This is a genomic window from Serratia sp. CY47280, assembly GCF_052168655.1.
Taxonomy (GTDB): domain Bacteria; phylum Pseudomonadota; class Gammaproteobacteria; order Enterobacterales; family Enterobacteriaceae; genus Serratia; species Serratia bockelmannii.
Genome location: NZ_JBJNMG010000006.1, coordinates 13085 through 26136, shown reverse-complemented (window position 1 = coordinate 26136; position 13052 = coordinate 13085). Strand labels below are relative to the sequence as shown.

General features: G+C 60.4%; 13 protein-coding genes. 11 read left to right on the top strand and 2 right to left on the bottom strand.

What is annotated here, in order from left to right:
* Window positions 1-97: 97 nt before the first annotated feature.
* The 8 genes from yiaK (at window position 98) to ACJ8J4_RS19875 (ending at window position 7536) form a co-directional block, all read left to right on the top strand.
* Window positions 98-1096, top strand: coding sequence for a 3-dehydro-L-gulonate 2-dehydrogenase (yiaK, locus tag ACJ8J4_RS19910; RefSeq protein ID WP_025304165.1), 999 nt, complete (start codon window positions 98-100; stop codon window positions 1094-1096).
* Between the two features lie 13 nt (window positions 1097-1109).
* The gene (locus tag ACJ8J4_RS19905) at window positions 1110-1583 is read left to right on the top strand and encodes a YhcH/YjgK/YiaL family protein (RefSeq protein ID WP_025304166.1); all 474 of its coding nucleotides are present in this window, start codon (window positions 1110-1112) and stop codon (window positions 1581-1583) included.
* A 122-nt stretch (window positions 1584-1705) separates the two neighbouring features.
* Window positions 1706-3001: an MFS transporter gene (locus ACJ8J4_RS19900; RefSeq protein WP_025304167.1), complete on the top strand. Its 1296-nt coding sequence runs from the start codon at window positions 1706-1708 to the stop codon at window positions 2999-3001.
* On the top strand, window positions 3001-4491 hold the full coding sequence (locus tag ACJ8J4_RS19895; protein WP_319637003.1) for an FGGY-family carbohydrate kinase: 1491 nt from the start codon (window positions 3001-3003) through the stop codon (window positions 4489-4491). The genes ACJ8J4_RS19900 and ACJ8J4_RS19895 overlap by 1 nt, the downstream gene beginning before the upstream one ends.
* Window positions 4488-5144 (top strand): 3-keto-L-gulonate-6-phosphate decarboxylase UlaD, encoded by a 657-nt coding sequence (ulaD, locus tag ACJ8J4_RS19890; protein ID WP_025304169.1) that lies wholly within the window; start codon window positions 4488-4490, stop codon window positions 5142-5144. The genes ACJ8J4_RS19895 and ulaD overlap by 4 nt, the downstream gene beginning before the upstream one ends.
* A gap of 1 nt (window position 5145) precedes the next feature.
* Window positions 5146-6006 carry an L-ribulose-5-phosphate 3-epimerase gene (locus ACJ8J4_RS19885; RefSeq protein WP_043142677.1) on the top strand — a complete coding sequence of 287 codons (861 nt, stop codon included), beginning with the start codon at window positions 5146-5148 and terminating at the stop codon, window positions 6004-6006.
* Window positions 6000-6695, top strand: coding sequence for an L-ribulose-5-phosphate 4-epimerase (gene araD / locus ACJ8J4_RS19880; RefSeq protein ID WP_025304171.1), 696 nt, complete (start codon window positions 6000-6002; stop codon window positions 6693-6695). The genes ACJ8J4_RS19885 and araD overlap by 7 nt, the downstream gene beginning before the upstream one ends.
* A gap of 142 nt (window positions 6696-6837) precedes the next feature.
* The gene (locus ACJ8J4_RS19875; RefSeq protein ID WP_025304172.1) at window positions 6838-7536 is read left to right on the top strand and encodes an RluA family pseudouridine synthase; all 699 of its coding nucleotides are present in this window, start codon (window positions 6838-6840) and stop codon (window positions 7534-7536) included.
* Between the two features lie 7 nt (window positions 7537-7543).
* Here ACJ8J4_RS19875 and ACJ8J4_RS19870 read toward each other — a convergent pair whose 3' ends face one another.
* Entirely contained in the window at window positions 7544-8083 is a 540-nt protein-coding gene (locus ACJ8J4_RS19870; protein WP_033635867.1) for a DUF2058 domain-containing protein, read from the bottom strand.
* A 317-nt stretch (window positions 8084-8400) separates the two neighbouring features.
* Here ACJ8J4_RS19870 and ACJ8J4_RS19865 point away from each other — a divergent pair, with 317 nt between their 5' ends.
* From ACJ8J4_RS19865 to ACJ8J4_RS19855, 3 genes are all read left to right on the top strand, one after another.
* Window positions 8401-9378: a DUF1852 domain-containing protein gene (locus tag ACJ8J4_RS19865; protein WP_099817438.1), complete on the top strand. Its 978-nt coding sequence runs from the start codon at window positions 8401-8403 to the stop codon at window positions 9376-9378.
* Between the two features lie 25 nt (window positions 9379-9403).
* Window positions 9404-10435, top strand: coding sequence for a methionine synthase (locus ACJ8J4_RS19860; RefSeq protein ID WP_025304175.1), 1032 nt, complete (start codon window positions 9404-9406; stop codon window positions 10433-10435).
* A 187-nt stretch (window positions 10436-10622) separates the two neighbouring features.
* Complete coding sequence (locus ACJ8J4_RS19855; protein WP_197836366.1) at window positions 10623-11972, top strand: MFS transporter; 1350 nt, start codon at window positions 10623-10625, stop codon at window positions 11970-11972.
* An 81-nt stretch (window positions 11973-12053) separates the two neighbouring features.
* On the opposite strand, the gene mscS is transcribed toward ACJ8J4_RS19855, so the two are convergent.
* Complete coding sequence (mscS, locus tag ACJ8J4_RS19850; RefSeq protein WP_025304177.1) at window positions 12054-12920, bottom strand: small-conductance mechanosensitive channel MscS; 867 nt, start codon at window positions 12918-12920, stop codon at window positions 12054-12056.
* Between the last annotated feature and the right edge of the window lie 132 nt (window positions 12921-13052).

Genomic DNA, 13052 nt, shown 5'->3' with positions numbered 1-13052 from the left:
CCCTGAATCACCGGGATAGCATTTATTTGAAATGCAATTTCGCATATTGAAATTTAGCGAACCAAAAACAGACGATTCGCACAGGCGGAGAACCGGCATGAGAGTGAGTTACAGCGAGTTAAAACAGCAATTCAAACGCGTGCTGCTGGCGCGCGGCGTGGCGGAACATCTCGCCGACGACTGCGCCGGCATGTTCGCCGACACCACCGCCAGCGGCGTTTACTCCCACGGCGTTAACCGCTTTCCGCGCTTTATTCAGCAGCTGGACGCCGGCGATATCGTGCCGGACGCCGAACCCAGCAAACTGTTGTCTCTGGGGGCGATCGAGCAATGGGATGCGCACCAGGGCATCGGCAACCTTACCGCCCGCCGCATGATGGATCGCGCCATGCAGTTAGCCGACGAGCATGGCATCGGCCTGGTGGCGCTGCGCAACGCCAACCATTGGATGCGCGGCGGCGGTTACGGCTGGCAGGCGGCGGAGAAAGGCTATATCGGCATTTGCTGGACCAACTCGATCGCCGTGATGCCACCGTGGGGCGCCAAAACGTGCCGTATCGGCACCAACCCGCTGATCGTCGCCGTGCCCGGCAACCCGATCACCATGGTGGACATGTCGATGTCGATGTTTTCCTACGGCGCGCTGGAGCTGAACCGGCTGGCGGGCAAAACCCTGCCGGTGGACGGCGGCTTCGACAACGACGGCCGCCTGACCCGCGATCCGGCCACCATCGAAGAGAACCGGCGCATTTTGCCAATGGGGTATTGGAAAGGATCGGCGCTGTCGATCGTGCTGGACATGATCGCCACCCTGCTGTCCGGCGGCGCCTCGGTGGCGGAAGTGACGGAAGATCACCGCGACGAATACGGCGTCTCGCAGGTGTTCATCGCGATTGAGATAGACCGGTTGATCGACGGCGACAGCCGCGATCAAAAACTGCAGCGCATCATGGATTACGTCACCAGCGCCGAACGGGACAACCCCGACGTCGCCATTCGCCTGCCGGGCCACAAGTTCCCGCGCATTCTGGAAGAAAACCTGCGCGACGGCATTCCGGTTGACGAACGAGTCTGGGCGCGCATTCAGGCGCTGTAACGGGAGGATCATCATGATATTCGGCCACATCGCCAACACCGCGCCCGAGCAGTACCCGACGCCGGTCGCCAACGCCGTCGCCTATTTGCAGCGCACCGATTTCAGCGTCTTGCCCGCAGGGCGCTATGAAGATCCCGCCACCGGCTACGTGGTGCAAGTGCTGGATCTGCATACCCAACCACCGGATGCGCTACGCCCGGAAGTCCACCGGCAAAACGTCGACGTGCAGTTTCTGGTCAGCGGTACCGAGCTTATCGGCGTAGCGGCGGACAACGGCGACAACGTCATTCATCAGGAGCTGCTGGCGCAGCGCGACATCCTGTTTTATCAGGACGTGGCCGACGAATCCTGGCTCACGATGCGGCCCGGCAACTTCGCGGTATTTTTTCCGCAGGACGTGCATCGCCCGGCCTGCATTAACCAACGCCCCTGCGCGATACGCAAGGTGGTGGTGAAGATACCGCTGGCGTCGTTTAGCGCCCGATAGACGCAGCACTCGTAACGATAACAACACCGGTCCATGAGGCCTGTGCGGGCGCCCTTGCGCCCAAATTAAGCAAAACAATAACGCCCGACCCTACAAAAAAGTGAACATCGAAAGAGGTCCTTATGAATACAGCCTCCGTTTCCGTCAGCCAAAGCCAGGCTATTCCCAAGCTCCGCTGGCTGAGGATCGTGCCGCCGATCCTCATCACCTGCATCATTTCTTACATGGATCGGGTCAACATCGCCTTCGCCATGCCCGGCGGCATGGATGACGAACTCGGCATCACCGCCTCGATGGCCGGGCTGGCCGGCGGCATCTTCTTTATCGGTTACCTGTTTCTGCAGGTGCCCGGCGGCAAGCTGGCGGTATACGGCAACGGCAAGAAATTCATCGGCTGGTCACTGTTGGCCTGGGCGGTGATCTCGGTGCTGACCGGGCTGGTCACCAACCAGTACCAGCTGCTGTTCCTGCGCTTCGCCCTCGGCGTTTCCGAAGGCGGCATGCTGCCGGTGGTGCTGACCATGATCAGCAACTGGTTCCCGGATAAGGAGCGCGGCCGCGCCAACGCCATCGTCATCATGTTCGTGCCGATCGCCGGCATTCTCACCGCCCCGCTGTCGGGTTGGATCATCACCGCCTGGGACTGGCGCATGCTGTTTCTGGTGGAGGGCGCTCTGTCGCTGGTAGTCATGGCGCTGTGGTACTTCACCATCAGCAACCGGCCGCAGGAAGCCAAATGGATCTCGCAGGCGGAGAAAGAGTATCTGGTGAAGACCCTGCACGACGAACAGCTGCTGATCAAAGGAAAAACGGTGCGCAACGCCTCGCTGCGCCGGGTGCTGGGCGACCGGATCATGTGGCAGCTGATCCTGGTGAATTTCTTCTACCAGACCGGTATCTACGGTTACACCCTGTGGCTGCCGACCATTTTGAAAGGGCTGACCCACGGCGATATGGAGCAAGTGGGCCTGCTGGCTATCTTGCCCTATATCGGCGCCATCTTCGGCATGCTGATCATCTCCACCCTCTCCGATCGCACCGGTAAGCGCAAAGTCTTCGTCGCCCTGCCGCTGGCCTGCTTTGCCGCCTGCATGGCGCTGTCGGTGCTGCTGAAGGATCACATCTGGTGGTCTTACGCTGCGCTGGTCGGCTGCGGCGTATTCATTCAGGCGGCGGCCGGGGTGTTCTGGACCATCCCGCCCAAATTGTTCAACGCCGAAGTGGCCGGCGGCGCACGTGGCGTGATCAATGCGCTGGGCAACCTCGGCGGCTTTTGCGGCCCGTATATGGTCGGCGTCCTGATCAGCCTGTTCAACAAGGATGTCGGTGTCTACAGCCTGGCGGCCTCGTTGGCGATCGCCTCCGTGCTGGCGTTGATGCTGCCCAATAAATGCGACCACAGCGCGAGGAGCGAATGATGGAATATTGGCTGGGACTCGACTGCGGCGGTACCTTCATCAAGGCGGGTTTATACGACCGCAGGGGCCATGAACACGGCGTTGCGCGGCGCAATCTGGCGATCGTCGCGCCGCAGCCCGGCTGGGCCGAGCGCGATATGGCATCGCTGTGGCGCACCGCCGCCGACGTGATCCGTGAAGTGCTGTCCGCCAGCGGCGTCGCTGCCGGCGCCATCCAGGCCATCGGCATCTCGGCGCAGGGTAAGGGGGCGTTTCTGCTGGATAAGCAGGGGCAGCCGCTGGGCAACGCCATGCTCTCTTCCGATCAGCGCGCGCTGGCGCTGGTGCAGGAATGGCAACGACAGGGCGTGCCGCAGGCGCTGTATCCGCAAACGCGCCAAACGCTGTGGACCGGGCACCCGGTCTCGCTGCTGCGCTGGCTGAAGCGGCATCAGCCGGAACGTTACGCCCGCATCGGCAGCGTGCTGATGGCGCACGACTACCTGCGCTATTGCCTGACCGGCGAGCTGGCCTGCGAAGAAACCAATATCTCCGAATCCAACCTGTATCAGATGCGCAGCGGACGCTATGACCCGGCGCTGGCGCAGCTGCTGGGCATCGGCGACATCATGCCCGCCCTGCCGACGATCGTCGGTTCGGCCGATATCGCCGGCCGCGTCGAGGCAAACGCCGCGGCCATCACCGGCCTGCAAATCGGCACCCCGGTGGTCGGCGGGTTGTTCGACGTGGTGTCCACCGCGTTGTGCGCCGGCCTGCAGGACGAAACCCGGCTCAACGCGGTGATGGGGACCTGGTCGGTCACCAGCGGCATCACCGACGCCATCATCGAGGGTTTCGATCATCCCTTTGTCTATGGCCGCCACGCCGAAAACGGCCAATACATCGTGCACGAAGCCAGCCCCACTTCCGCCGCCAACCTGGAATGGTTCTGTCACCAATGGGGGCTGCAGGACTACGACCAGCTTAACCGCTGGGTCGCCGCCCTGCCGAAAGCCGCCGGCGATCTGCTGTTCGCCCCTTTCCTGTATGGCTCCAACGCCGGCCTGGGGCTGAGCGCCAGCTTCTACGGCCTGCAGGCCTTCCACCAGCGCGAGCACCTGGTGCAGGCGATCTACGAAGGCGTGGTGTTCTGCCACATGACGCACCTTAACCGTATGCGCCGGCGTTTCCCTGAGGCGCAGGCGCTGCGCGTGACCGGCGGCCCCGCCAAATCCCGCCCCTGGATGCAAATGTTCGCCGACGTCAGCGGTCTGCCGGTTGAGCTGCCGCAGGTGGAAGAAACCGGCTGTATGGGCGCGGCGATGGCGGCCATGGTCGGCAGCGGCGTCTTCAACGATTTCACCGCCGCCCAGCACCGGCTGGCGCCGCGTATCGAGCGGCTGCTGCCTGATGCGGCCGCCGCCGAAGCTTACGACCACAAACACCAACGTTATCAGGCGCTGATTGCTGCATTGCAAAATCTGCAGCCCGCCAACAAGGAGGCCCCATGAGCACGAAACCGCGCCTGCAGCTGGCGCTCGATCAAACCCGTTTGGATACGGCGCTGCGCACCGCCGAGACCCTCAGCCCCCATGTGGACATCATCGAGGCCGGTACCATTTTGTGCATCAGCGCCGGTATTCAGGCGGTTAGCGCGCTGCGTGAGCGCTGTCCGCAGCACACGCTGGTGGCCGATCTCAAGGTGGCCGACGCCGGTGCGACACTGGCCGATCAGGCCTTCGGCCAGGGCGCGGACTGGATGACGGTGATCTGCGCCGCGCCGTTGGCCACCATGGCCAGCGCGCGGGAGGTCGCCGAGCGTCACGGCGGTGAAATCCAGATCGAACTGTTCGGCCGCTGGACATTGGAGGACGCGCGGCAATGGCGCGGCCTCGGCATTCGTCAGGCGATCTATCACCGCGGCCGCGACGCGCAGGCCAGCGGGCAAACCTGGGGCCGGCAGGATCTGGATCGGATGAAGGCGCTGTCCGATCTGGGCATCGAGCTGTCGGTGACCGGCGGCATCACGCCCGCCGACCTGCCGCTGTTTAAAGAAATCGCCGTCACCGCCTTTATCGCCGGCCGCGCGCTGGCCGAGGCCGGCGATCCGCCGGCCGCCGCCAGGCAGTTCCGCACCGCCATCGATGACATCTGGAGATCATGATATGCGTCAGCACCCGTTGGGAATTTACGAGAAAGCGCTGCCGAAACACCTGAGCTGGCCCGAACGCCTGGCGCTGGCCAAGGCCTGCGGCTTCGACTTCGTCGAAATGTCGGTGGACGAAAGCGATGAACGTCTGGCGCGCCTGAGCTGGAGCAAGGCGCAGCGCCTGGCGCTGGTGGACGCCATGCTGGAAACCGGCATCCGCATTCCGTCGATGTGCCTCTCCGGCCACCGGCGCTTTCCGTTTGGCAGCCACGATCCGGCGCTGCGACAGCGCGCCTTCGACGTGATGGAACAGGCCATTCAGCTGGCCAAAGATGTCGGTATCCGGACGATCCAGCTGGCCGGCTACGACGTGTATTACGAAGAGCAGGACGAGGGGACGCTGGCGCGCTTTAGCGAAGGCATGCAGTGGGCGGTAGACCGTGCCGCCGCCGCCCAGGTGATGCTGGCGGTGGAAATTATGGACACCGCCTTTATGAACTCGATCGCTAAATGGAAAGCCTGGGACGCCCTGCTGGCCTCGCCGTGGTTCTCGGTGTATCCAGACGTCGGCAACCTCAGCGCCTGGGGCAATGACGTGCCGCGCGAGCTGGAGCTGGGCATCGATCGCATCGCCGCCATTCACCTGAAAGACACCTACCCGGTCACCGCCACTTCGCCGGGGCAATTCCGCGACGTGCCGTTTGGCGAAGGCTGCGTCGACTTCGTCGAGGTGTTTCGCACGCTGCAGCGCCTCAATTACCGCGGCGCATTCCTGATTGAGATGTGGACCGAAAAAGCCGAGGAGCCGGTGGCCGAGATCGTTCAGGCCCGCCGCTGGATCGAACAGAAAATGCAACAAGGGGGCATGACATGCTGACTCAGTTAAAACAACAGGTGCTGGAGGCCAATCTCGATCTGCCGCGCCATAAGCTGGTGACCTTTACCTGGGGCAACGTCAGCGCGGTGGATCGCGAACGCGGTCTGGTGGTGATCAAGCCTTCCGGCGTTGAATACGAGCATATGACGGCGGAGGATATGGTGGTGGTCGATCTGGCCAGCGGCCGCACCGTCGAGGGGGCAAAAAAACCGTCGTCGGACACCGCCACCCATCTGGCGCTGTACCGCGAATTTGCCGATATCGGCGGCATCGTCCACACCCATTCGCGCCACGCCACCATCTGGGCGCAGGCCGGGCTGGACATCCCCGCCTGGGGAACCACCCACGCCGACTATTTTTATGGCGCTATCCCCTGCACTCGCCTGATGACCCAGGATGAAATTGAGCACGATTACGAACTGGAAACCGGCAACGTGATTATCGAAACCTTCCGCCAGCGCGATATCAATCCCAACGCGATCCCGGCGGTACTGGTCAATGCCCACGGCCCCTTCGCCTGGGGCAAAGACGCCCACAACGCGGTACATAATGCGGTGGTGCTAGAAGAGATCGCCTACATGGGCATTTTCTCGCGCCAGCTGACGCCGGGCATTCACAGCATGCAGCGCGAGCTGTTGGACAAACACTACCTGCGCAAACACGGCCAAAACGCCTACTACGGGCAGTAGAGCGCCGGGGACTTAACCGTGGCACCCGATGCTTTGCCGCATCGGGTGCCAACGGGCATGAGCCGCAGTGTAACGAAAACCGCATTCGCTCATCGACGCGAAATTCGCTATCATCCGCCCCCACCCACCAGCCGGCCGCCCGATGTCTACGATCACCGATACCTTTATCGCCCCGCCATGCCATGACCCAATAGAGATCCTCTATCAGGACGATCATCTGGCGCTGATCAATAAGCCGGCCGGGCTGCTCAGCCTCTCGGGCAAGAATCCGCAGAATCTCGATTCGGTACACCACCGGCTGGTACAGATCTTCCCCGGCTGCGCCCTGGTGCACCGCCTGGATTTCGGCACGTCCGGGTTGATGGTGGTGGCCCGCAACAAGGCCGCCAACGCCGCGCTCTGCCGGCAGTTCAGCGAGCGCACCGTCAGCAAAGTGTACAGCGCGCTGCTGTGCGGCCATCTGGCGAATAACGAAGGGGTCATAGACGCGGCGATCGCCAAAGATCCGGCGCTGTTCCCGCTGATGTCGATTTGCGCCCTCCACGGCAAGCCCGCCCGCTCCCGCTATCGGGTCGTCGAGCGTTTTTATCGTGAAACGGAAGGCGGGATCTCGCTACCGCTGACGCGGGTGCAGCTCACCCCGGAGACCGGGCGCACCCACCAGCTGCGTATTCACAGCCGGCAGTTGGGCCACCCTATTTTAGGCTGCGATCTGTACGGCGGGCGCCTGCTGCCGGGTACCGAACAGACGCCGCGGCTGATGCTGCACGCCAGCGAGCTGGACTTTGTGCACCCCATCAGCGGAGAGCGGATCGCCGCTCGTCACGCCGCGCCGTTCTGAACGCGGCTTACCACATCAAATCGTCGGGCACTTTAAAGTCGGCGTACGGATCGTCTTCATCCTGCTCTTCCTGACTCAGCGCACTGTGCAGCACAATGCTGGCCGCATCGCGCTGCGCGATTTTATCGGCGACGCTCGCGGGGATAATCGCGTATTCACACTCTTCCCGGTTCTCGACCACCAAGCGGGCAATGGCGAGGCGGCCATTGATCAGCTGAGTCTGCGTCGCCTTATCCACCAGGATTTTCTTGATCAGGTTGCCGTCGGTGAAGTTGAAACCGATATCACCTTTCGCCAGAACGATGCGGTTCATCTCGATCAGTTGCTTCACCTGCGCCTTGTATTCTTTGGACAGCGCGGCTTGCTTTTGCTGCTCGTTCAACTGCTTATCGCGCTCAAGCTGCGCCTTTTTATTCTCTTCCACCGCCTCTCTGGCCTCACGGGCCTGAACGCGTGATTTTTTAGCCGTTCTTTGGACTTTGGCCATTTTCTTGCTGGTTACCAAGCCCGCTTTGAGCATCTGCTCTTGTAAGGTGAGTTTTGTCATGTTCGTGTCTGAAGCCGTGGGATCATGGGGGGATTATACCCGTAATTTTTCAGGCTGCACCAGGTTGCCGGCCCGGTACGTTGGCGGTTTGCGCTGCAGGGCAACGGCGATAAACCGACCCGAACGCCAGATCATGAATAGCGCTCATGTGGTAATGAAATTAAGTCTCTTTCACTCCCTGCGGGACTCTGGCAAAAATAGACCTCATTAACGACAGACAATATGAAATCGGCTGAATGAAAAAAAGAGAAAAACAACCCATTGAAAAAAATGGATAAATCCAGCCATCATACCATATAACAGGATGCTATAAGACGATGAATAGAGACTTTACCTTTACGATTAAGAGCAGTTCTTTCGATGAAGATTATAACCCTTCTGAAAGTACGCGTATCACCACCAACTTCGCCAATTTGGCCAGAGGGGAAAACCGCCGGGAGAACCTGCGCAATACGCTGGTGATGATTAACAACCGCTTCAATACGTTGGCGCATTGGGATAACCCCAAGGCCGATCGCTATTCGGTCGAGCTTGAAATCATCTCGGTTGAGATGCGCGTTGAAGATCAGGGTGCCAGCTTCCCGGTGATCGAAATCCTGAAAACCAACATCATTGATAAAAAAACGCAAAAGCGTATCGAGGGCATCGTTGGGAACAATTTCTCCTCTTACGTGCGCGACTACGACTTTAGCGTCTTGCTGCCGGCGCACAATAAAAACACGGCGGAATTTACCATTCCGGATGATTTCGGCGATTTGCACGGCAATATCTTTAAGCACTTCGTCAATTCAAACGAATACCATGAAAATTTCAGCAAACCGCCGGTGATCTGCCTCAGCGTGTCCAGCAAAGACACCTACCATCGGACGGGCAATCAACACCCGGTGTTGGGCGACGAGTATCGGCAAGACGGCGCTTCGCTGACCGACCAGTATTTTAAAAAAATGGGCCTGCAGGTGCGCTACTTCATGCCGAAAAATAGCGTCGCGCCCCTGGCGTTTTATTTCCCCGGGGATTTGCTGAGCGATTACACCGATCTGGAACTGATCGGCACCATCAGCACGATGGAGACCTTCCAGAAAATTTATCGGCCTGAAATTTACAATGCCAACTCGGCGGCGGGGCAATGCTATCAGCCAAGCCTGAATAACCAGGATCATTCATTAACCAAGATTGTTTACGATCGCGAAGAGCGTAGCCAGTTAGCGATTGAGCAGGGGAAATTTACGGAAGAGCAATTTATCAAACCCTATAAACCTCTTCTTGAGCAATGGTCTGCTCACTACGCGCTTTGATTCACTCAAATACAGGTCATCTATTATGAAAATATTGCTCCCTACGTCGACCGCCGGCAGCTTGCCCAAACCTGTCTGGCTGGCCCAACCGGAAACCCTGTGGTCGCCTTGGAAATTGCAGAATGAAGAATTAATCGAAGGGAAACAGGACGCCTTGCGTTTGTCGCTGGCAGAGCAACAACAGGCCGGCATCGATATCGTCAGCGATGGCGAGCAAACGCGCCAGCACTTCGTCACGACGTTTATCGAACACCTCAGCGGCGTCGATTTCGAGAAACGCGAAGTGGTTAAAATCCGCAATCGCTACGAGGCGAGCGTGCCAACCGTTGTGGGGGCGGTCTCGCGCCAAAAACCCGTTTTCGTTGAAGACGCCAAATTTTTACGCCAGCTGACCAAGCAGCCGATTAAATGGGCCCTGCCGGGGCCGATGACCATGATCGACACGCTTTATGACAACCACTATAAAAGCCGCGAGAAATTGGCCTGGGAGTTCGCCAAGATCCTCAATCAGGAAGCTAAAGAGCTCGAGGCCGCCGGCGTCGACATTATTCAGTTTGATGAGCCCGCATTTAACGTGTTCTTTGACGAGGTGAATGACTGGGGCATTGCCGCCCTGGAAAGAGCCATTGAAGGGCTTAAGTGTGAAACCGCCGTACATATCTGCTATGGATATGGGATTAAAGCCAATACCGACTGGAAAAAGACGCTGGGCTCGGAATGGCGGCAATATGAAGAGGCGTTTCCGAAACTGCAAACGTCCAACATCGATATCATCTCCCTGGAGTGCCATAACTCGCACGTGCCGATGGATCTGCTTGAACTGATCCGCGGCAAAAAGGTGATGGTCGGCGCCATCGACGTAGCGAATCATGCCGTTGAGACGCCGGAAGAAGTGGCCGCTACGCTGCGCAAAGCGCTGCAGTTTGTCGATGCCGACAAGCTCTATCCGTCGACCAACTGCGGCATGGCCCCCCTGCCCCGTCAGGTCGCCCGCGGCAAGCTGAATGCGTTAAGCGCAGGTGCCGAGATCGTGCGCCGAGAGCTGTTAGCCAAATAACCTTGCCAGCGCCCGCCACAGGCACCTCCTGTGGCGGGCGATTATCATCAATTCCCCCTCCCCGCAACGTCCCCGCTCTGGTGTATACTCGGATTTCTACGCGATGCCAGCCACAGCGGTTTTGGTTCAGGCCTGGCCTGAACAGCCCTCAGCCAGCCCACACCAGCCGAATAACAGTGGAATAACCATGAGCCCAAATACCGCTCGCATCAGCGAAATCATCGATCGCGCCAGGATCTCCCCCTACCAAATCCTGATCCTCACTCTGTGTTTCCTCATTGCCCTGCTGGACGGTTTCGATACCGCCATCATCGGCTATATCGCCCCGGCGCTGCGCGAAGAGTGGGATCTGCTGCCCGCTCAGCTCTCTCCCGCCTTCGGTGCGGGGCTGTTCGGCCTGCTGATCGGCAGCCTGCTGTTCGGGCCGATCGCCGACGCCTTCGGCCGCAAACGCGTGCTGCTCGTCGCGGTGCTGGTGTTTGGCGGCTGCACCCTGGCTTCGGCCTATACGCATTCGATCGAATCCCTGACCCTGCTGCGCTTCATCACCGGCATTGGCCTCGGGGGCGCAATACCAACTTGCATCACCCTCAGCTCGGAGTACTCACCGGCGCGCCGCCGCATGCTGATGGTCACCTTGAGCTGGAGCGGCTTTACCGCTGGGTTAGCCCTGGGCGGCCTGCTGGCCGGGCAGATCATCCCGGCGTTCGGCTGGCGCGGCCTGCTGCTGGTCGGTGGCATCGCGCCGTTGGCGCTGCTGCCGCTGTTGGCCTGGCAGATGCCCGAATCAGTACGCTTTATGGCCGCCAGCGCCAAACATGCCGATCGGCTGCGCCGGGTGGTCGAGCGCATCACCGGCCAGCGTTGGACGGGGGTAACCATCGTCGATGACGAGCGCCCGGCGCAGGCCAGGTCGCCGATCTCGCACCTGTTTATCGAAGGGCGCGCCGTGCGCACCCTGCTGCTGTGGGCGGCATTCTTCTGTTCGCTGTTCGTGTTTTACCTGCTCACCAGTTGGCTGCCGACGATCCTCAAAGACGCCGGTTTCGATATCGCCCACGCCTCGCGCATCGGCGCGATGGTGCCGCTCGGCGGCACCCTGGGCGCCATTCTGATGGCGCTGCTGATGGATCGGGTCGGGCCCTACCGCGTGCTGGCCGTCTCCTACCTGGGTGCCGCGCTGGTGATTGGCGCCACCGGGTATCTGATGGGCGACGTCTACACGCTGGCCGCCGTCGTGTTCCTTATCGGCTTCGGCGTGGCCGGCGCGCAGAACGGCCTGAATCTGGTCTCCGCCACCCTTTACCCGACCGCAGCCCGCGTGACCGGCGTCAGTTGGGCCATGGCCAATGGCCGCTTTGGTTCGATCGTCGGCTCGATGCTCGGCGCCTGGATGATGACCGCCGCCGGCTCGACGGAGGTGTTCTTCCTCTGGCTGGCGCTGCCGGCGCTGTTGGGCGCCGCCGCCATCTTCCTGCTTTATCGCCTCAGCCTGCGCCGCCGCGTGCCGCTCACGGAGCCGGCAGCGGACATCTGACCGCCCTAAAAGAAAAGGCCGAGACGCCATCGGTAGCGTCTCGGCCTGCAGTAAAAAAGGGGGCCAAGGCCCCCTTCTGTGTTATTCCGCCTTGGCGGAAGCGTCTTCGGTGCGATACAGGTGCACGTCCATTTGCGGGAACGGAATGCCGATGTTGTGGGCATCCAGCGCGCGCTTGAAGTTTTCCATCAGATCGAAGTACACGTTCCAGTATTCCGCATTGGTGGTCCAGGAACGGGTCACAAAGTTCAGGGAAGATGGCGCCATCTCGTTCAGACGCACAGTCACGCCTTTAGCGTGCATGATGCGTTTGTCGGCGGCGATCACATCGCCCAGCACCTTCTTCACCACGTCGATATCGGCGTTGTAGGCCACGCCCACCACGATATCCACACGGCGGTTCGGCTCGCGGGAGTAGTTGATGATGTTGCCGGCGATGATTTTACCGTTCGGCACCACGATGGTTTTGTTGTCTGCGGTGCGCAGGGTGGTGGAGAAAATCTGCACCTGATCGACGGTACCGGCCACGCCGCCCAGATCGACATATTCACCCACGCGCAGCGGGCGGAAGATCACCAGCAGCACGCCGGCGGCGAAGTTAGACAGCGAGCCTTGCAGCGCCAGGCCGACGGCCAAACCGGCGGCACCCAGCACGGCGATCACCGAGGTGGTCTGCACGCCGACGCGCCCCAGCACGGCGATGAAGGTGAACGCCAGCACGCCGTAACGTACGATCGCCGACAGGAAGTCTGCCACCGTGGCGTCGATGCCGCGCAGCTTCATCACGCGGTTCAGCGCATTGCCGACCACGCGGGCCACGATCGAACCGATGATCAGGATAACGATGGCGGCGACGATATTCACCGCGTACTGGATCAACAGATCCTGGTTCTTCACCAACCAGTTGCCGGCACCGTTGATGCCGTCTACTACATTCAAATCTTTCATTCGTGTCGTCCTAACTCAGTCCCTAACGGGAGAAACTCGCAAAAATACACTGGCCTCGGCAGCCAGTAGGAAACCACCGCCTAAGGGTAACCAACATTAAAGGCTCATGCCAACCGTCAGCGTTAAAAATAG